General features: G+C 62.7%; 20 protein-coding genes and 2 pseudogenes. 18 read left to right on the top strand and 4 right to left on the bottom strand.

The annotated features are described in order from the left end of the window. The first annotated feature begins 5 nt into the window (after nucleotides 1-5). The 4 genes and pseudogenes from EV687_RS15685 to EV687_RS15670 form a co-directional block, all read left to right on the top strand. Complete coding sequence (locus EV687_RS15685; RefSeq protein ID WP_122229296.1) at nucleotides 6-812, top strand: 3-oxoacyl-ACP reductase; 807 nt, start codon at nucleotides 6-8, stop codon at nucleotides 810-812. 32 nt (nucleotides 813-844) lie between these two features. Next, entirely contained in the window at nucleotides 845-2,128 is a 1,284-nt protein-coding gene (locus tag EV687_RS15680) for an LLM class flavin-dependent oxidoreductase (protein ID WP_122229298.1), read from the top strand. An 11-nt stretch (nucleotides 2,129-2,139) separates the two neighbouring features. Continuing rightward, nucleotides 2,140-2,247, top strand: a pseudogene (locus EV687_RS19445) (transposase); the annotation flags it as partial. Between the two features lie 4 nt (nucleotides 2,248-2,251). Next, nucleotides 2,252-2,443: pseudogene (locus tag EV687_RS15670) on the top strand (hypothetical protein); the annotation flags it as partial. Nucleotides 2,444-2,557: 114 nt separating this feature from the next. Here the strand turns inward: EV687_RS15670 and EV687_RS15665 are convergent. Then, nucleotides 2,558-5,020: a membrane-bound PQQ-dependent dehydrogenase, glucose/quinate/shikimate family gene (locus EV687_RS15665; protein WP_122229301.1), complete on the bottom strand. Its 2,463-nt coding sequence runs from the start codon at nucleotides 5,018-5,020 to the stop codon at nucleotides 2,558-2,560. A gap of 411 nt (nucleotides 5,021-5,431) precedes the next feature. Between EV687_RS15665 and EV687_RS15660 the strand changes: the two genes are divergently transcribed. Further along, on the top strand, nucleotides 5,432-7,498 hold the full coding sequence (locus EV687_RS15660) for a peptidase U32 family protein (protein ID WP_122229303.1): 2,067 nt from the start codon (nucleotides 5,432-5,434) through the stop codon (nucleotides 7,496-7,498). Between the two features lie 58 nt (nucleotides 7,499-7,556). On the opposite strand, the gene EV687_RS15655 is transcribed toward EV687_RS15660, so the two are convergent. Together EV687_RS15655 and EV687_RS15650 are read right to left on the bottom strand one after the other, a co-directional pair. Beyond that, nucleotides 7,557-8,579 (bottom strand): integron integrase, encoded by a 1,023-nt coding sequence (locus EV687_RS15655; RefSeq protein WP_122229305.1) that lies wholly within the window; start codon nucleotides 8,577-8,579, stop codon nucleotides 7,557-7,559. Nucleotides 8,580-8,623: 44 nt separating this feature from the next. After that, nucleotides 8,624-8,836, bottom strand: coding sequence for a phage integrase N-terminal SAM-like domain-containing protein (locus tag EV687_RS15650; protein WP_207226479.1), 213 nt, complete (start codon nucleotides 8,834-8,836; stop codon nucleotides 8,624-8,626). Between the two features lie 139 nt (nucleotides 8,837-8,975). Here EV687_RS15650 and EV687_RS15645 point away from each other — a divergent pair, with 139 nt between their 5' ends. The 13 genes from EV687_RS15645 to EV687_RS15590 all read left to right on the top strand — a co-directional run bounded on the left by EV687_RS15645 (nucleotide 8,976) and on the right by EV687_RS15590 (nucleotide 17,638). Further along, nucleotides 8,976-9,419, top strand: coding sequence for a hypothetical protein (locus EV687_RS15645; RefSeq protein ID WP_130466537.1), 444 nt, complete (start codon nucleotides 8,976-8,978; stop codon nucleotides 9,417-9,419). 72 nt (nucleotides 9,420-9,491) lie between these two features. Further along, nucleotides 9,492-10,190, top strand: coding sequence for an HNH endonuclease (locus EV687_RS15640; protein ID WP_122229307.1), 699 nt, complete (start codon nucleotides 9,492-9,494; stop codon nucleotides 10,188-10,190). 84 nt (nucleotides 10,191-10,274) lie between these two features. Next, the gene (locus tag EV687_RS15635) at nucleotides 10,275-10,538 is read left to right on the top strand and encodes a hypothetical protein (RefSeq protein WP_130466536.1); all 264 of its coding nucleotides are present in this window, start codon (nucleotides 10,275-10,277) and stop codon (nucleotides 10,536-10,538) included. Between the two features lie 119 nt (nucleotides 10,539-10,657). Continuing rightward, complete coding sequence (locus tag EV687_RS15630; RefSeq protein WP_130466535.1) at nucleotides 10,658-11,098, top strand: hypothetical protein; 441 nt, start codon at nucleotides 10,658-10,660, stop codon at nucleotides 11,096-11,098. Nucleotides 11,099-11,155: 57 nt separating this feature from the next. Beyond that, a complete protein-coding gene (locus EV687_RS15625) occupies nucleotides 11,156-11,827 on the top strand; it encodes a PIN domain-containing protein (protein WP_207226478.1) in 672 nt (223 codons plus the stop codon). Nucleotides 11,828-12,211: 384 nt separating this feature from the next. Then, nucleotides 12,212-12,658: an Imm32 family immunity protein gene (locus EV687_RS19440; RefSeq protein ID WP_423201100.1), complete on the top strand. Its 447-nt coding sequence runs from the start codon at nucleotides 12,212-12,214 to the stop codon at nucleotides 12,656-12,658. Nucleotides 12,659-13,153: 495 nt separating this feature from the next. Further along, complete coding sequence (locus tag EV687_RS15620) at nucleotides 13,154-13,657, top strand: hypothetical protein (protein WP_122229313.1); 504 nt, start codon at nucleotides 13,154-13,156, stop codon at nucleotides 13,655-13,657. Nucleotides 13,658-13,732: 75 nt separating this feature from the next. Beyond that, nucleotides 13,733-14,236, top strand: coding sequence for a hypothetical protein (locus EV687_RS15615; protein WP_122229315.1), 504 nt, complete (start codon nucleotides 13,733-13,735; stop codon nucleotides 14,234-14,236). An 84-nt stretch (nucleotides 14,237-14,320) separates the two neighbouring features. Continuing rightward, nucleotides 14,321-14,749, top strand: coding sequence for a VOC family protein (locus EV687_RS15610; RefSeq protein WP_122229317.1), 429 nt, complete (start codon nucleotides 14,321-14,323; stop codon nucleotides 14,747-14,749). 114 nt (nucleotides 14,750-14,863) lie between these two features. Next, entirely contained in the window at nucleotides 14,864-15,160 is a 297-nt protein-coding gene (locus EV687_RS15605; protein WP_130466534.1) for a hypothetical protein, read from the top strand. A gap of 136 nt (nucleotides 15,161-15,296) precedes the next feature. After that, entirely contained in the window at nucleotides 15,297-16,118 is an 822-nt protein-coding gene (locus EV687_RS15600; RefSeq protein ID WP_122229321.1) for a class I SAM-dependent methyltransferase, read from the top strand. Between the two features lie 269 nt (nucleotides 16,119-16,387). Next, nucleotides 16,388-16,774 (top strand): fluoride efflux transporter CrcB, encoded by a 387-nt coding sequence (gene crcB, locus EV687_RS15595; RefSeq protein ID WP_122229323.1) that lies wholly within the window; start codon nucleotides 16,388-16,390, stop codon nucleotides 16,772-16,774. A gap of 162 nt (nucleotides 16,775-16,936) precedes the next feature. Continuing rightward, nucleotides 16,937-17,638, top strand: coding sequence for a type 1 glutamine amidotransferase (locus EV687_RS15590; protein ID WP_122229325.1), 702 nt, complete (start codon nucleotides 16,937-16,939; stop codon nucleotides 17,636-17,638). A 16-nt stretch (nucleotides 17,639-17,654) separates the two neighbouring features. On the opposite strand, the gene EV687_RS15585 is transcribed toward EV687_RS15590, so the two are convergent. Further along, on the bottom strand, nucleotides 17,655-19,184 hold the full coding sequence (locus EV687_RS15585; protein WP_122229327.1) for a class I adenylate-forming enzyme family protein: 1,530 nt from the start codon (nucleotides 19,182-19,184) through the stop codon (nucleotides 17,655-17,657). Between the last annotated feature and the right edge of the window lie 122 nt (nucleotides 19,185-19,306).

Raw genomic sequence — 19,306 nt, 5'->3', positions numbered from 1 at the left:
AGACCATGAGCCACACCACTGCCACCCCTTCCCGACCTGCAGCGCGGGCCTTGCCACTGGCCGAGCAGACCGTGCTCGTCACCGGCGGCGCGCGCGGCCTTGGCGCGCACATCTCGCGCGCCTTCCTGCGCGAGGGCGCCAAGGTCGTCATCAACTACCTGGAAAGCAGCGAGGCTGCCGCCGCGCTCGCCGCCGAGCATCCCGGGCGCGCGCTGGCCCTGCAGGCCGATGTGCGCGACGCGCAGGCCGTGCAGGATCTGCTGCGCGAGGCCGAACGCCACTTCGGCGGCCCCGTCACCACGGTAATCAACAACGCGCTGCCCAACTTCAGTTTCAACGGCGACGCCCGCCCGCATGCCGATGCGCTGCGCTGGCAGAGCATGAGCCAGCAATTCGAAGGCAGCGTGCGCGCCGCCCTCAACACCCTGCAGGCGGCGCTGCCGGGCATGCGCCAGCTCGGCTTCGGGCGCATCGTCCACATCGGCACCAACCTCGTGCAGAACCCGGTCGTGCCCTACCACGACTACACCGCCGCCAAGGCCGCGCTGCTGGCCCTGACGCGCACGCTCTCGCAGGACCTGGGGCCCGACGGCATCACCGTCAACATGCTCTCAGGCGGCCTGCTGCGCACCACCGATGCCTCGGCGGCCACGCCCGAGGCGGTGTTCGACTTCATCGCCGCCAACACACCGCTGCGCCACGTCACCACGCCGGATGAGTTCGCCGACGCGGTGCTGTTCTTCGCGTCGCCCTGGGCCCGCGCCATCACCGGCCAGAATCTGGTAGTCGATGGCGGCCTGGTGAAGAACTGAGGCGGGCAGGGAGCAGAGAGAACCGGACCGCCATGCTGCACCTGAACCTCTTCATCCTTGGCTGCGGCCACCACCGCGCCGCCTGGCGCCACCCGGCCTCGCCGGCCGAGCGCCTGGCCGACATCGCCTACTACGAGGAGCTGGCCCGCATCGCCGAGCGCGGCAAGTTCGACGCCGTGTTCTTCGCCGACGGCCACAGCGCCTACGACGTGAGCGACTGCCCGTTCTGGGTGCTCGAGCCGCTGACGGCGCTCGCCGCCATGGCGCGCGCCACCGAGCGCATCGGCTTGGTCAGCACGATCTCCAGCACTTTCTACACGCCGTTCCATGCGGCCCGGCTGCTGGCCTCGCTGGACCACATCTCGGGCGGCCGCGCCGGCTGGAACGTGGTCACCTCGATGTACGACGCCGAGGCGCGCAACCACGGCTACGCCTCCATGCCCGACCACGACTGGCGCTACCGCCGCGCCGATGAGTTCGCGCAGGCCGTGCTGGGCCTGTGGAACAGCTGGGATGCCGACGCGCTGCGCATCGACCGCGCCGGCGACTTCGCCGATGCCGCCAGAGTGCGGCCTCTGCGGCACCAGGGCGAGCACTTCCTGGTAGACGGCCCGCTCAACAGCCTGCCGCTGCCGCAGCGCCACCCGGTGATGTTCCAGGCCGGCGCCTCCGAGCAGGGCCGCGCGCTGGCCGCGCGCCATGCCGAGGCGATCTACGCCGTGGCCTACGACCTGCCGGCCGCGCAGGCGTATTGCCGCGACGTCAGGGCGCGCGTGCGGGCCGCCGGCCGCCAGGCGGCGGTGCCCATCATGCCCGGGCTGGTGACCTACGTGGCCTCCACCGATGCCGAGGCGCGCGCCAAACAGCGCTCGCTCGATGAACTTCTGCCCACCGAAACCTCGCTGCAGCAGCTCGGCATGTTCACCGGCCAGGACTGCAGCGGCTGGGCGCTGGACGCGCCGGTGCCGGCGCTGCCGCCCATCGGGCAATACCACGGTCCGCAGGGACGCTACGCGACGATCCTGCGCATCATCGAGGTGGAGCAACCCACCGTGCGGCAACTGCTCGGCCGCCTGGCCGCTGGCGGCGGCCATTGCACCATGGTCGGTACGCCCGAGCAGATTGCCGACGAAATGGAGCGCTGGTGGCGCGAGGGCGGTGCCGATGGCTTCAACCTGATGCCGCCGGCGCTGCCGGGCAGCATCGAGGATTTCGTCGAGCAGGTGGTGCCGGTGCTGCAGCGGCGCGGGCTGTTCCGCACCGAATACACCGGGCGCACGCTGCGCGAGCATCTGGGGCTGGCCCGGCCGGCCTAGGAACCTTTTCGGTGTTGCACCTGCTCAGCAACGCTTGCCGATGGCGCATGCTGCCGTCCTCGCTCCCCAAGTGGCGCACGGCGCATGCGTACTTCCAGATATGGAGTGAACCGGATGAGGAAACCCAGGTGTTGGATGGTCGAACGCAGCTTTGCCTGGCTGGAGAAGATCCGCAGGCCGTGGAAGAACTGCGAGAGGCTGCTCGATAGCAGCTTGCCATTCGTCCATTTGGCGTTTCTGGCTCTGCTACTCGAGAGATCGCAAGCACGTTCCAGGAACGCGTCGAGGATGGTCCCGGACGCCGCGTGCGCTTGAACCGGCCCCCGGCCCCGCGCCGGGCCCAATGCAAAAGGCCTGGTCCGTGAGAACCAGGCCTTTGCTCCCTGCCGACGCGGCAGGCAGCTGTCGGGCGGGGTTGGTCCCGTCCGGTTACTGTGCAGTGCCCGGCAGCGTGTAGGCCACCACGTAATCGCCCCGGTCAGGCGATTGGCGCGCACCGCCAGCGGCGATCACCACGTACTGCTTGCCGCTCTTGGGCGAGACATACGTCATCGGCGAGGCCTGGCCTCCCACCGGCAGGCGGCCCTTCCACAGTTCCTTGCCGCTCTCGATGTCGAGCGCGCGCAGGTAATAGTCCTGCGTGCCGGCATAGAACACCAGGCCGCTGGCGGTGGCGACGCCGCCGCCGAGCGTCGGCATGCCGACCGGCAGGGGCAGGTGGAAGTTCAGGCCGTGCAGGCGCACGTCCTCGAGCGTACCGGCCGGGCGCTGCCAGACCAGCTGGCGCGACTGCAGATCGACCGCGGCGAACACGCCCCATGGAGGTGCGTTGCAGGGAATGCCCAGCGGCGAGTTGAAGGCGGCATGGTCGATCACGAAGGGCGTGCCATGCATCGGGTAGGTGCTGCCGACGCCATGGCCAGCCACCAGCTTGCTCTCGTCGATTTCCGAATGCGGGATCAGCGTGACCACCTGCGGGATGCGGATGTCGTTGAGGAACAGGTAGCCGCGGTCCTCGTCGACGGCGGCGCTGCCCCAGTTGAAACCACCGTAGTAGCCCGGATAGATCAGCGTCGGCTTCAGCGAGGGCGCGGTGAACTCGCCCTGGTAGTTGAGCTTGCGGAATGCGATGCGGCAGGCCAGCTGGTCGAAGAAGGTCGCGCCCCACATGTCGCGCTCGGTCAGCGGTTCGGTGCCCAGCGCCGGCATGCCGGTCGAGTAGGGCTGCGTCTTGGCGACCCAGTCGCCCTCTGCGACGTCCTGCGGCACCGGCTTCTCGACGACCTCGGCCAGCGGCTTGCCGTCGCGGCGGTCGAGCAGGAAGATCTGGCCCCGCTTGGTCAGTTGCACCAGGGCCGGCAGCGTGCCGCCCTTGCCATCGGGGATGTCGTAGAGCGCCGGCTGCGACGCCACGTCATAGTCCCAGATGTCGTGGTGCACGGTCTGGAAAGTCCAGCGCTCGCGCCCGGTGGCGATGTCCAGCGCCACCACCGCCGACGAATGCTTCTCGGTGGTTTCGGGACGGTTGCCGCCCCAGAAGTCGGGCTGCTGGTTGCCGGTGGGCAGGTAGATCAGGCCGAGCTCCTCATCGAAGGCCGGCGTCGACCACACGTTTGGCGTGGCGCGCGAATACTGGCCGCCTTCGGGCGGCAGCTTGGTGATCTCGGGCTGGCCCATGTCCCAGGCCCAGATCAGCTCGCCGGTGTCGGCGCTGTAGGCGCGGATCACGCCCGAAGGCTCGTCCACCGAGCGGCCGTCGAAGGTCCAGCCGCCCAGGATGATCATGTTGCGCACCACGGTCGGCGCCGAAGTCAGGTAGTACCAGAGCACGCCGTCGTAATCGACCTTGCCCAAGCCCGTGGTCAGGTCCACCGCACCGCCCTTGCCGAAGGCCTCGCACAGCTTGCCGGTGTCGGCATCGATCTGCAGCAGGCGCGCATCGATGGTGGTCATGACGATGCGGCGCGCGCAAGCCTGCGCGGCGGGGCTGCCGGCGGCTTCGGCCGGCGCCACCGTGGCATCCGCCTCGTCGGTCGCGGCAACCGCTTGGCGCGCGGCGTCCTCGGCAAATGCAAAGGGCTGGCTCACCGCCGCTGGCTCGTAGTAGCCCACACCGCGGCAGCGGTTCCAGGTCTTGCGATCGGTCACTTGCGGGTCGAACTTCCAGCGCTCGGCACCGCTATCGGCATCCAGCGCCACCAGCTTGTTCAGCGGTGTGCAGACATAAACGGTATCGCCAATCTGGCTGGGCGTGTTCTGGAACTCCGAAGCACCCTCGGCAATCTCGCCGGTGCGGTAAGTCCAGGCCACCTGTAGCGCGTCAACGTTTTCCTTGTTGATCTGCTCGGTTGGCACGAAGCGCGTGCCGGCGGCGTTGTAGCCATAGTGCGTCCAGTCCGCCAGCGGGCGTGCCGCGGCGTCCTGCACCTTCTGCGGTGCCGCCTTGGCCTCGATGACGCCATGCTCGGAGAGCATGCCGCCAAAGCCGGCGGCGATGCCCACGGCCAGCACGGCGGCCAGCCCGTAGGCACCGGCGACCGAGCGGCTCTGGCTCAGGCGCGGCTGCACCAGCGCGGCAACAAAGCCCAGCGCCAGGAACGGCGCCAGGCGCGGCACCAGCGGCCAGAAGCTGGCGCCCACTTCCCAGTAGGCCCAGGCCAGCGTGCCCAAAGCCGTCAGCGCAAACACCCACACCGCGGCGGGACGGCGCTGCAGGTACAGCACGCCGGCCACCAGCAGCGCCAGGCCCGCCAGCAGGTAATACCAGGAACCGCCCAGCACCAGCAGCCAGGCGCCGCCACCCGTCAATACCAGGCCGATCACGGCCAGCGCAATGCCAAACAGCGTGACCGGCCAGCGGGCCCGCACGGCCTTGTCTTCAGTTGTACTCATGTGTGAAATCCAGTTTTTGGTGGAAGGTAGGGAATGGCGTCCGAAATCTGGCTGGCACCGCATGCGACTCTGTCGCGCGGCAACCGGACGCGCCGTCCCCCACGGCATGCGTCCAGGCCGGGCAGAGCGAGCACTGCACCGACCCTGGCTTTCCCCGCCCGGCATGGCATGCGCGCGGCGGGGGTTTGCATCGGATACGCCTTGTCCTTGACATGGATCAAGAAACCCGGACGCAAGTGTACTCCCGCGCATCAGGGGAAACCATGATGCGGGGCCCGCGCATGCAGTTCCCGCCCACGCAGCGCGCGCCTGTTGCCGTGGCGCCACCCATCGGCATCGCCGCGCCCGCAGGCAGGCTTGCCGGATAATGGCGGCCGACTCCCACCGGCTCCGCCCCACATCCATCCCCACATGACCCTGCACGCCCACCACCTGGAGCTGCTGGCGCCCGCGCGCACGGCCGACATCGGCATCGAAGCCATCAACCACGGCGCCGACGCCGTCTACATCGGCGGCCCGGCCTTTGGCGCGCGCGCCACCGCCGGCAATGCCATCGCGGACATCGAGCGGCTCGTCAAACACGCGCACCGCTACCACGCCCGCATCTTCATCACGCTCAACACCATCCTGCGCGACGATGAACTGGAAGGCGCGCGCCGCATGGCCTGGCAGGTCTACGAGGCCGGTGCCGATGCGCTGATCGTGCAGGACATGGGCCTGCTGCAGCTCGACCTGCCGCCCATCCAGCTGCATGCCAGCACGCAGACCGACATCCGCACGCCCGAGAAGGCGCGCTTTCTGCAGGACGCAGGCTTCTCGCAGATCGTGCCGGCGCGCGAGCTGACGCTGGCGCAGATCACCGCCATCCGCGCCGCCATCGACCCGCAGCGCACCACCATTGAATTCTTCGTGCACGGTGCCCTGTGCGTGGCCTACAGCGGCCAGTGCTTCATCAGCCACGCCCACACCGGCCGCAGCGCCAACCGCGGCGACTGCTCGCAGGCCTGCCGCCTGCCCTACCAGGTGCAGGACGACCAGGGCCGCTTCATCGCCTACGACAAGCACGTGCTCTCGATGAAGGACAACAACCAGTCCGCCAACCTGGGCGCGCTGGTCGACGCCGGCGTGCGCAGCTTCAAGATCGAAGGGCGCTACAAGGACATGGGCTATGTGAAGAACATCACCGCCCACTACCGGCAACTGCTCGACCGGGTCATCGAGGAACGCGAGTCCAGCGACAGCCCGCTGGCCCGCGCCTCCAGCGGCAGCACGCGCCACTTCTTCACGCCGGACCCGAACCAGAACTTCAACCGCGAGTTCACCGATTACTTCGTCAACGGCCGCCAGCAGGACATCGGCGCCTTCGACACACCCAAGAACCCCGGCCAGGCCATCGGCTGGGTCACCCAGGTGCCCAAGGCCGCGCTGCAGGCCAGGCCCGGCGCCCGCCCCCAGGCCGCCGACAACTGGCTGGAGCTGCAACTGAGCGACCCCGGCATGCAGCTGCACAACGGCGACGGCCTGTGCTATTACGACCTGCAGAAGGAACTGGTGGGCCTGGCCATCAACCGCGCCGAGCCCGCCCCCGGCGGCCAGCCGGGGCTGTGGCGCATCTGGCCCAAGGACGCCATCGCCGGCCTCAAGGACCTGCGCAGGAACACCGAGATCAACCGCAACCGCGACATGGACTGGCAGCGCACCATGGAGCGCCCATCCAGTGAGCGCCGCATCGGCCTCTGGGCCGAACTGAGCGAGCCGCGCCCCGGCGAACTGCTGCTGCAACTGACCGACGAGGACGGCCACAGCGGCAGCGCCACCACGACGCACACCCAGCAGCTTGCCAAGGAACCCGCGCAGGCCGAGGCCGCACTGGCCCGGCAATTGGATCGCTTTGGCGGCAGCATCTTCCATGCCCATGCGGTGCAGGTGCGCATCCGGCACCCCTGGTTCGTGCCCGCTGCCCAGCTCAATGCGCTGCGCCGCGAAGCGCTGGACAGCCTCGAAGCCGCCCGCGCCGCCGCCTGCCAGCGCCCGCCACGCGCCCGGCCGGTGGAGCCGCCCGCCCCCTTCCCCGAAGACACGCTCAGCTACCTGGCCAACGTGCTCAACCACCAGGCACACGACTTCTACGTCAAGCACGGCGTCAAGGTGATCGACGCCGCCTACGAGGCCGACGAGGAACTGGGCGAAGTCAGCCTGATGATCACCAAACACTGCGTGCGCTTCTCGATGAGCCTGTGCCCCAAGCAGGCCAAGGGCGTGATCGGCGTCAAGGGCACCATCAAGGCCGAGCCGCTGCACCTCATCAACGGCAAGGAAAAACTCACGCTGCGCTTTGACTGCAAGCCCTGCGAAATGCACGTGGTCGGCAAGATCAAGCCCGGCGTGCTGGCCCAGCAGCGCCGCGCCGTCGAGGCCTCGCTCGCCGAGGGCGTGCCAATGCGGTTCTACCGCACGCGGCCGGCATCGCCCCGGTAGGCGCGAAGCGCTCCCCTGCAAACGAACAAACGAACAAACGAACAAACGAGGGCAAGATCTACAAGGCATCCAATGGACTGAGAATGCCGCGCCCACCCCTGTTGAGCACATGCGTGTAGATCATGGTGGTTTTCACATCCGCATGGCCCAGCAATTCCTGCACCGTGCGAATGTCGTAGCCCGATTGCAGCAAATGCGTCGCAAACGAATGCCGCAGCACATGCCGCGTGCAAGGCTTGTCGATACCCGCCCGTTTGGCTGCCAAAGCCACCGCTTTCTGCACCGACTGCTCGTAAACATGGTGTCTGCGCCGCTTGCCTGTGCGCGGATCATCCGACAGCACGGGGCTGGGAAACACATACTGCCAACCCCATGCGCGCGGTGCCGTCGGATACTTCACCGCCAACGCATCCGGCAAATACACCTCACCCAAACCTGCCCCAAGATCCCTGTCATGCAGCACCCGCGCCTTCTCCAACTGCGCATGCAATGGTGCCAACAGGTTTTCCGGCAACACCGTCACACGGTCCTTGTTGCCCTTGCCTTGCCGGACAATGATTTCCCGGCGCGAGAACTCCACATCCTTGACACGCAACCGCAGACACTCCAGCAAACGCATCCCCGTGCCATAAAGCAACGAAGCAGCCAACCACATCGTGCCATCCATCTGCAGCAGCAGATCGCGCACCTCGCGCTGTGTCAGAACCACCGGCAAACGCCGCGACGCCTTGGCCGCCACCACCTCCGTCAACCAAGGCAAGTCCTTGTGCAAAACCTGCTTGTACAAGAACAACAACGCAGACTTGGCCTGATTTTGCGTGGACGCAGAAACTTTCCGCTGAACCGACAGATGGGTTAGAACCTGTTCACAATCTTTTCGTGGGCCACGTTGCCCCGGCAGGCGATGCGATGCAAGGCGCAAACCGCAGTCGGGCCGGTGGCCCGACGAGGATTTGTAACACCGCAGCGCGCGCCTGCCGGGACAACCCGAAGGGCAGGAGGTCAAAAACGCACCGGGCGGCGTTGCCCGCCTTGCCCAGACGGCCGGTCTGGGCTGCGACGGGCGTCTTGCCCACTGCATTTTTGACCTCCCGCGTGACCCACGAAAAGATTGTGAACAGGTTCTTAAAACGCCGCGACCTCATCCGCGCCCATCTCCACAGGGTGTCGCTTGCCATGGAACAGGATGAAACGCCGAACCCAGTCCACATAGGCATCTTCAGTGCGAATGGAGTAGTGACGCACCCGGATAGCCGCCCGCACCTGATCAAGCAGCTTGACGGGCCTTGTCCCCGCTTGCGACAATGGCGCCAACGAAACATTTTGTGACCTATCCATCCGCAGAATTTTAGGCGGCCTAAATCATCAAAGGCAAGCATTGGCAAAGGGAAGATAGGTCGGATCGGATTGGATAGGCCGCCTGACTGTGCTTGAGCTGGGCGGCCTAAATATAGTTAGGCCCCAGGAACAATTACCCGTGACATTCAACCTCTCAGACATCGCTAATGTTGCAACAGCGATAGCGGTGATTTTTGCCGCTTGGCAAATATGGCTATCTAAAAAGCAAGCCACTACAACGTTCGAGGACTCACTGACAAAAGAGTATCGAGAGCTAGCTGCACGCCTGCCTACCAAAGCACTTCTCGGGGAACAACTTACAGACAAAGAGCACACAGATAGCTTTGACGAGATGTATCACTACTTTGATCTATGCAACCAGCAAGCCTTTCTGTCACACACGGGCCGTATCTCCAAAGAAACCTGGAAATTCTGGCAAGATGGCATTACTTCCAATATCAGGCGTCCCGCCTTTGAACGTGCATGGTCTGAGATAGCGGCGCGTTCAAACGGAGATTTTGCTGAGCTGCGCGCCATTGTTAAACCAAAGCCTCAGGTACAGTCAAATGCGCCTGGGGCCTAACAATTCATTCAAGCCGACGCCGCTTCGCGGCGCGGCTTAATTCAGGCGTTATGTTCTATCCGGAGTTGAAGCGTGAGAGGTAATGTCATCTCCTACATCGAGATGTGCCAGAAAGAAGGCACGAGCCTACAAAGGGGCATGAATTTCCGTTTAAAGGGACATCACTCGGTCATCCTCATGTCAGTTCGTCCCAATTCTCCTTATCGTGATGAGGTGCAGGACGACGGGGCCGTGCTCATTTACGAAGGGCATGATGAGCCAAAACGCAAGGGCATTACTGACCCGAAATCTCTTGACCAACCAGAACGGCAACCTGGGGGCACTCTGACCGAGAACGGCAAATTCCATCAGGCTGCACAACAGTTCAAGGCTGGTAAAAAGGGGCCTGACATTGTTCAGGTCTACGAAAAGATCAAGGCCGGCATTTGGATTGACAATGGATTCTTTCATCTTGTAGATTCTTGGATTGAGAACGACGGTGCGAGAAACGTATTCAAATTTAAGCTCGTGGCCGTGGAAAGCGTGTCTGACGAATTTGCCGCGGAAGAAAACGCCAGTCGTCTTGTTGAACGTAGTCGTATTATTCCAACTAGCGTAAAACTTGAGGTGTGGGCACGCGATGGCGGCAAGTGCGTGTCATGTGGCGCAACCGACGAACTGCACTTCGATCATATTCTTCCCTTTTCAAAGGGCGGCACATCACTGAAAGCCAAGAATGTCCAGTTACTCTGTGCTCGCCACAATCTAAGCAAGAGCGCGAAGATTCAATGAACAACGAACATAACAAGTCGTTCCAGCGGACCGTCAAAAAGCTGCGCTTTTTGCCGCCCGCTGAACTCCAGCATTAGAGGGCCTATGAGAGATATCCAGATTGAACTAAACAACAACATAGTTTCTGCTCTTTGCGAAGCAGAAGCCGCAGGTGATATCGTCATTTGCACTACGGCCCCTCAGCAAACCGCCAGTCTGATATCGGAGAAGATTAGAGCTGTTTTTACAGGCGAAATTTTTTCCCCGGAAGAGCTACTCGCACTTAGCGGCCTCATCTCACAAGCGGTATCAGATAAGAGATTTTACGATTGGGAGATGCCCACATTGATTGGGTACACTGCTGATTAAATGGCAGAACTTGGACAACGCATCCGTCAATTGTCGGCCCTCTAACAACTCACTCAAGCCGACGCCACTTCGTGGCGCGGCTTAACTCAGGCGTTAGGCCTCACAAGCGGAACCTTCCTGTGATTCCACCACCACTCATCGACTGGGCAGTCTGGTCAAATCTTGACCGCTATCGAGACACTGAGTTGATCTTGCTGAAAGGTCACCTGCTGCTGGAGTTCATGCTGTCAGAGGGCCTAAGCACACGTCTTTCACTCACTGATCAGCAGATCAGAAAGCTGTCATTCCGTGAGAAGCTCAAGGCACTTGCAACCGCGACTGAAACGGACAAAGGTCTAACAGAAGCACTTGAGTTCTTGGAGCAGTTGAATAGGCTGCGCAACAGGCTTGCCCATGAACCGTTCCCAAAGCTCGAAACTGACTTGGCAACATGGTCGGATCAAGTTCTGCATGTATTCCTAAAAAGCAAGCATCAGAGATACACGCCCAGAACCAAGATCACACAAGCGATCTCAGCCCTAGCAAGGAGTGTTTATGAGTCTGCATCCAGTGAGGCCTAACAATTTATTCAATCCGACGCCGCTTCGCGGCGCGGCTTAACTCAGGCGTTAGGCCAAATGGGAGAGATGATGGAGACCGTTGAGAAAGAAAGCCAGAACACTGGCAGTCTGAAAGTTCTAATTATTGATTTGGAAAACTGCCCAAATCAGCTACACCAGTTGCCCAGCGACCTTGCAAACTATTCGCGGGTGGTGATTTGTTACGCTCAAAGCATATCAAAAGTTCCACTCAATTGGCTAATTCCTCTATCAACGGCAATAGCTGCAAATAAACTAAAAATCCAAAAAATGGAGCGCGGTGGTAAGAACTCGGCCGACTTCGGAATCTTGTTTCTGTGCGGGGCGCTCATGCATGAGCTTCCCCAAGAGACCCATTTTGCAATCGTTTCAAATGACTCAGATTTGGATCATGCGGTACACCTATTAAAGAGTCATGGCCGTTCATCCGAGCGCATCGGAAACGTCACAACAGAGACAATCACAGTTAAGCCAGCACTAAGTGATTCTTCAACCCCCTTAGCAATCTACTGCGCGCACCTCATTACCTACAGTAAAAATAGACCCGCCAAGGCGGACACCCTTCGCAACAGCATCAAGAACAAGTTTAAGCACAACCCTGCGGAATCTGACAAAGTTTATAATTTACTCCTGTCAAACGGCGCAGTAAAAGTCTCAGACAACAAAGTCACATACAGCGACAAAAAGATAGGTGAGCTTGCAAAGCACTAAGTGGCCAAGTTGCTCGCGTATTTGGCCTAACAATTCATTCAAGCCGACGCCGCTTCGCGGCGCGGCTCAACTCAACTGTTAGCCATATAGACAATTTGACTTTTTCAACCGTAGAAGGAGTAATCAAATGAGTAAAAGTGGAAATAGTAGCGGCGGGCGTAGTGGCGGTTCTCAAGGCGGCGGCTCTAAAGGTGGTAGTTCTGGCGGCGGCGGTCGCGGCCAGGGTAGCGGTGGCGGCTGGCCCAGTGGCACCGGCAACCCTTCAGGTGGCGGACGCAGCAATGCACCTGCTGGCGGTGGTGGTAAGAAATAAGCGCTGGGTCTAACCCTGCGCTCAAGCGGACTGGCTTTCAGCCAGCCGCTTACCTCAAACGTTAGGCGTCCATGGAAAAATTATCGGAACCGCTAGCCGAAAGAACACGCCAAGAGTGGCGCGATTTCGGTTTCTACTATATCTCTGATGCCGAGGCCTTAGAGTGGCATTTGCATGGGAGCAAATCCGGACTTCTCGGGCTCGCTGAGGCACTCGATAGCTATGCTGGCAACTCAAGCAATGCAGTTCCATCCGAGCACGAACACCTAGGGCCACATTGGTATTTCACACTGACCACTTGGCCAGAGTCTCGCCTAGATGGTCGCGGCATATGGGGGCAGCCCCGAGACTTTGAGCGATTAGCCAGCTTGCTCCGAGAGATCCTAGATGTTGCAACTACCGGACACACCTATATCATCCGCGATCAATACGTACCTTCTGCGGAGTACGCCCTTGTCTTGCATATTCAGCAAGACTCATTTGATCCGGCCAGCATGGATCCACAACTGGCTGGCTAACAATTCATTCAAGCCGACGCCGCTTCGCGGCGCAGCTTAACTCAGGCGCTAGGCATCAGTGGAACGTTCTCCTTACTTCATACCTTACCAACGAGACCTCTCTCCGGATGAGAGGGCCATACTGCTCTGCTTGCTTAAGAAAGCGGCTCCGGAGCGCTTGCCTCAAACTGAGTCACTCAAAGTCATTGGCAAGTGTGGCTGTGGTGGCTGTCCTACAGTCCTCTTTGGTGAATCATTTGAGGCCACCCCTGTTACTAAAGATCACTACGTTCTCGCGGATTACGCAGGAAAGAACTCTGCTGGTGGGCTAATGGGCGTTTTGGTGTGGGGAAATGACAGCGGCATCACTGAGTTGGAGTGCTATAGCATCGATGGCTCGGAGCCAGTAACGTGGCCGGAACCGCAGGCATTGCGCCCATTGGCCTGATGCCTAATAATTCATTCAAGCCGACGCCGCTTCGCGGCGCGGCTTAACTCAGGCGTTAAAGCACATTCATGAAGCTCACCGTCATCGGCGCGTATCTTCCGCGCCTCACCCCTAAAAGACTTGCCCTCTGGATCGAGGAAGACGTGCACGCTTTTGCAACAGGCATTCGGGAGATGAAGTTGCAGGGGCTGGCGCAGTCTTGGTCGGAAGAGGAAATTGAATCACGAGCTGCTGAATTACCCGAGGAGCTCGAAGAGGCGTTGAGCGCTGCAGCTCTGTTTGAGGTATTGGTCGAAGATCACGTTGGCGACTTCGATCCATTTGCCATTTTTGAAAAGCATACAAGCTCAGTCGCGTGGGAGCCGGCGTACCTGTCCTTGGATGGAACTCATTCGATCGCTGAAAGCAATGGCGATCCTCCGGACGTCGCGAGCTTCCGCGTCGTTTTCTACATTCATGAATGGCCGAAGGCGGGCGAGCTTGTTGGTCCGACGGGGGCGATCATTCATCCGCCCTTCGCCGAAACTCCGGAGCGTCTTTGGAAGCTTGCCCCGTATGATCTGCTCGACTAATCTGCGCTTTAACTGGTCATTGCAGCGGACGGCTTCGTGGCCCGCTGAATTTCAGCGTTAAACGAGAAAATTCCAATGCGATCTCTCTTGCTTGCCCTGTGCCTGTTCGGCTCTTCGCTCGCATGCTCACAAGTCGTGCACTTCGACCGGCAGGTAGCGCAGCTTGAAGTACCGAAGGGCTATCGGTATGGATTCGAAGACGGGCGGCGCACGCTGTCTCTATCGCCGGAAGCACCCCATCACATAGAGATTCGCCTCACATTCAATTCGATGAAGGAGTATGTCAGCCAGCGACCGACGATTGGGAAAGACTTCGTTCGCGATACTGCCGCAGAAAGGGGCAAAGAACTCTTTGAGGTTCCTGGCAACGGTGGAGTCGCATTTCTTGACTACTCCGAATCAAGACAGGCCGGCTCCGATCGAATCCGAAGCACGCACGGAGTGATGGGTTTGAGCGACGGGTATGTGACATTTTCGGTTACAGCCGAAGAGAAAAAATTCGACTCGTCCACAATGAAGGATATCTTCGCTCGGGACCTCAAAAAGCTGCTTGGGAAGATCAAGAGTCGTGGCGTTTAACTCGTCAGTCGAGTGGACCGCCTGCGGCGTCCGCTCGCCTTGGTCTCTCGCTGCACCGACCACAATCACCACCAGAGGAGCTTTATGGAAGCACAAGAACTGCATCGCGGTCGTCTGATCGATCACATTCAGCTGGTCGTGCAAGACCTGGCGGCAAGCCATGCCTTTTACGCAGCCGTCCTCGCGTCTCTCGACGTCCCGATGGGCGGCACTGGCGACGGGTTCTTCTGGGCCGACGAATTGTTCGTGACCGCCCTTGATAGCCCGGCGGCGCTGGGGGCCCTGACCGGCCGCCATCACCTGGCGTTCCAGGCGCAGGACCGGACGATGGTCGACGCCTTTTACAAAGCCGCACTCGCGCATGGTGGCAAGGACAACGGCGCTCCCGGGGAACGCGCCTACCATCCCGGCTACTATGCGGCATTCGTGCTGGATCCCGACGGCAACAATATCGAGGCGGTGTATCACGGTGAGGCGGTCCGCAGCGCGGCCTCCGTGCAGATCGCCTTTTAGGCGTAGCGCCCATTGAGCGCGTGGCCATTCATTCCAACCGACGCCACGCGGTGCCCCTCACCACCGATATGAGGCCACATAAGGCCACATGAGGCCACATGAGGCCTCCCTGTCATGCGAGCCTTTGCCTGGATATCAAGCATCATTGCCGGTTTGGTCGCGCTGCTGTCCGCAGCGCCATTCACTCCGGCGATCTTTCTTGCGCCGGTGCTGTTGATCTGTGCGGCGCTGTCCGCCTGGAAGGGGCAAGTTGTTCCAGCCGTCATCACAGGCTCATGGTGTGCTGCAGCCCTGGCAATGAGTCCGATCACGATCACCGATGCCCCCTTGTTCTGGGTAATCGTTACGGGCTGCTCCATGGCCTTCGCTGTGGCGCTATTCACGCATAAAAAGCATGCACATGCTGCCTGACGCAGCTTGTGTGCTGGCACACTTGGCCGCGCAAGCAGCCAGCGCATGCACCACGGACATGCCAAGCCGGGCTCCACAAAAGCCACGCCTGAGCCTTCATTCAACCCACACCGCATCGCGGCACAGGTCAACAGCAATGCCATCCAGCACGCAAGGCAACCCATTCCGCTTCAACGACGGAGCCACCTACGAACGCTACATGGGCCAATGGAGCCGACTCGTCGGTGAGGCGTTTCTGGACTGGCTTGCCATCGGGCCGCAAAAACGCTGGCTGGATGTCGGCTGCGGCAACGGCGCCTTCACCGAGATGCTGATCGAGCGCTGCAGGCCCGCGCTGGTGCACGGCATCGACCCATCCGAAGGGCAGCTGGCCTATGCGCGTGCACGCGAAGCATTGCAAACCGCCGGGCTGAGCCGCGCCGATGCGATGGCGCTCCCCTTTCCCGCCGACGGTTTCGATGTGGCGGTCATGCCGCTGGTGATCTTCTTCGTGCCCAACCCGGCCCAGGGCGTTGCCGAAATGGCCCGGGTGGTGAGCCCGGGCGGCACGGTGGCCGCGTATGCCTGGGACATGGCAGGCGGCGGCTTCCCGTACCACGCGCTGCACACGCAGATGCGCGCGCTCGGCGTTGATGTGCCGGTGCCCACCAGCACGGAGGCATCCAACATGGATGTGATGCGCTCGCTCTGGGCGCAAGCCGGCCTGGCAGCCGTCGAGGAGCGCAGCATCACCGTGCGACGCACCTTTGTCGACTTTGACGACTATTGGGCCACGGTTCTGGGCGCGCCCAGCGTGGGTGCGAAGCTCGCCGTCATGTCCCCCGGCGAGATCGATCGCCTCAAGGCGCAGATGCAGGCCGGCCTGTCGGCAGACAGCACCGGCCGCATCACCTGCAGCGCACGCGCCAATGCGATCAAGGGGCAGGTAGCCGCCAGCCAGCGCGCAAGACAAGGCTGAACACGTATCCCGGGTGCGGCCATCGCGGTCTGGAGCGCATGGCGGCGTTGCACATGCGCTCACGGCGCGCACTTTGGCTCAGAATATGGGCTTTGCAAAACGCTGAACAGGCCGCCCGCTGCTGCGCGGGCCGCGTTGGCCACGTGGGCAGTTGTCAGGGCTCCGCAGACCGTGGCAAACGCCAACCGCCGCCATGTAAACACGCATTCTGATGCCCTTGATACCGATATCGGTCTGATTCAGCGCCGCCTTCACTCGTGTGGCAGCCCATGACAAACATTCTTCTGGTCGGAATTGGTGGCTTCCTGGGCTCGGTGGCCCGCTACAAGCTGGGGAGCTGGCTGCTGTTGTCCGCCGACGCCCGGTTCCCGCTCGGCACATTCGTCATCAATGTGACGGGCTGTCTGGTGATCGGCGTACTCGCCGGGCTGGCCGAACGCCATGCGGCGTTCACGCCGGAGGCCAAGCTGTTCCTCTTCACCGGCTTGCTCGGCGGCTTCACGACGTTCTCGGCCTTCGGGCTCGAAACCGTGTTGCTGTTGCGGCGCGGCGAGCCGCTGGTGGCCACCGCCTATGTCGGCCTCAGCGTGCTGCTGGGCGTGGCTGCGGTGTGGCTGGGCATCAAGACCATCGAGTGGCTGCCGCGCTGGGCCTGATGCCGCCCGCTTCCACGCACCGCAACGGCCGAAAGTTGTTCGACACCTCCGCAGGCGTGCCCCGCCCGCACCGCCCATGGCATGCCATGCCGGGGCGCCAAGTACCTGCAGCACCCGCCAACCGCGACACCATTCCACACCATCCGATACAAGGAGCATCCCATGCACATCCATGTCCTGCAGCACGTGCCCTTCGAAGGGCTTGGCAGCATTGCCGCCTGGGCGAAAGCGCACCAGGCCAGTGTGACCACCACGCCGTTCTTCGAGGCCGCCGCACCGCTGCCGGAGCCCGCAAGCTTCGATGCGCTGATTGCCCTGGGCGGGCCGATGAGCGTCAATGACCAGGACTCGCTGCCCTGGCTGCTGGCCGAGCAGCAGCTGATCAGGACCTGCATCGAGATGCGCAAGCCGGTGCTCGGGATTTGCCTGGGCGCGCAGCTGATGGCGGCCGCGCTGGGTGCGCGCGTGCGGGCCGGCGCACACCGGGAGATCGGCTGGTTTCCCATACAGGCCTGCGACGGCGGCCCGGGCACATTCCGCTTCCCGGAGCAGTTGGAGGTGTTCCACTGGCATGGCGAAACCTTCGATCTGCCTGATGGCGCCGGGCTGCTGGCGACGAGCGCGGCCTGCCGGCACCAGGCTTTCCAGATCGGCCCGCGCGCCCTTGGCCTGCAGTTCCATCTCGAGACCACGCCGGACAGCGCCGACGCCATCATCAGCCACTGCCGCAATGAACTGGTGCCGGGCCCGTTCGTGCAGGACGAAGCGCAGTTGCGCGCCGCACCGCCTGAGCGCTACGCGGCCATCAACACGCTGATGGCACAGGTGCTCGATTACCTCACGCGCGACGCTATGGGTGCGTGACGATCAGTACTTGCGTTCAAGCCACCACCTCGGCGCGCAGCGTGTGCTTGAGCAGCTTGCCGGTGGCAGTGCGCGGCAGGGCCTCGCGGACTTCGAAGATGCGCGGGATCTTGTAGCGCGCCAGGCGGGGCTCCAGAAAGGCCTTGAGTTCGTCGATCTCAAGCGCCTGGCCCGGCTTGGCCACCAGGATGGCGGTGACGGTCTCGCCCCATTCGGGGTGCGGGCGGCCGACCACGGCCGCATCCTGCACCTGCGGGTGGGACGAGATGGCGTCCTCGACTTCCTTCGAATAAACGTTCTCGCCGCCGGTGACGATCATGTCCTTGAGGCGGTCGACGATGAAGAGGTAGCCGTCCTCGTCGATGCGCGCGAGGTCGCCGGTAGCGTACCAACCCTGGGCATCGAAGGCGCGGGCGGTGGCCTCGGCGTCGTGGAGGTAGCCCTGCATCATGCCGGGTGTGCGCATGAAGATTTCGCCCACCTCGCCAGGCCGGCACGGCTGCCCGTTGCTGCCGCGCACTTCGATGGCGACACCGGGCACGCCGCTGCGGCCGATGGAGCCGGCCTTGGCAATGGCTTCCTCGGGATACAGCACGCTGCCCAGCGGGCCCGATTCGGTCATGCCATAGACCTGCATGAAGCGGTCGCTGCCATAGCTGGCGGCGAGCTTGCGCGCCATGTCCGCGCCCAGAGGGCCGCCGCCATAGGCCCACAGGCGCATGGCGCTCAAGTCGAAGGACTGCACATCGGATACCACTGAGAGCGGTGCCAGAAAGGCGATCGGCGCGCCGAAGGTGAAGCTGATGCGCTCGTCAGCCAGCGTCTGCAGGAAGGCGGCCGGCGCATATTCGCGCAGCAGCACCACGGACCCGCCCATCAGCAGCGTGCCGAGCAGCCAGTTGTTGAGCGGCGAAGAATGCCACACCGGCATGGCGATCAGCGTGCGCTCGGTGCGCGAGAGGCCGGTGCCAGCCGCGGCCGCCAGCGCCGTCATGAAGACGTTCTGGTGGCTGTGCAGGCAGCCCTTGGGCTTGCCGGTCGTTCCCGAGGTGTAGAGGATTTCGGCCAGCGCATCGCTGGCCGGGCTGACCGTTGTGGCTGTTGTGGTCGTTGCCGGCACGGCAGCGGCCAGCAGTTCGTCGAAGAACGGCGTGCCGGGTGCCTGCGTATCGGTGCTGAGCCACTTCTGCGGCGTGGCGACCCGGGCGACGATGCCAGCCAGCGCGCCATCGAACACGCCAAGCGTGGTGCCGGCATGGCCGAGGATGTAGTCGATCTCCGGGGCCTGCAGCTTGTGGTTGATGGGCACCACCGCCGCGCCCAGGCGCCAGGCGCCGAACAGGGCCAGCAGAAAGCCGGGCGTGTTGTAGCACAGCAGCGCCACGCGGTCGCCCGCGCCCACGCCCTGCTGACTCAGCACAGTGGCGGCGCGGCGGCTGGCCTCGGCCAGTGCGGCATAGCTCCAGTCGCGCCCGGCGGCGCGCAACGCCAGTTGCTGCGGCTGGCAACGGGCGTGCTGGTCGAGGATGGATACGAAATCGGTCATGTCTGTCTCCTGGTCGTTCTTGTCATTCGTCTTTGTCGGTCATTCTTGTCGGCCATGCTTGTCGGCCGTTCCGGTGCGGAGTGTGACAAATCCTCGCCCGGGCCACCGGTCCGACTGTAGTT

This window comes from Corticibacter populi, assembly GCF_004217315.1.
Taxonomy (GTDB): domain Bacteria; phylum Pseudomonadota; class Gammaproteobacteria; order Burkholderiales; family Burkholderiaceae_C; genus Lampropedia; species Lampropedia populi.
Note: the sequence above shows the minus strand (reverse complement) of the source record. Positions and strands in the feature narration are given on the sequence as shown.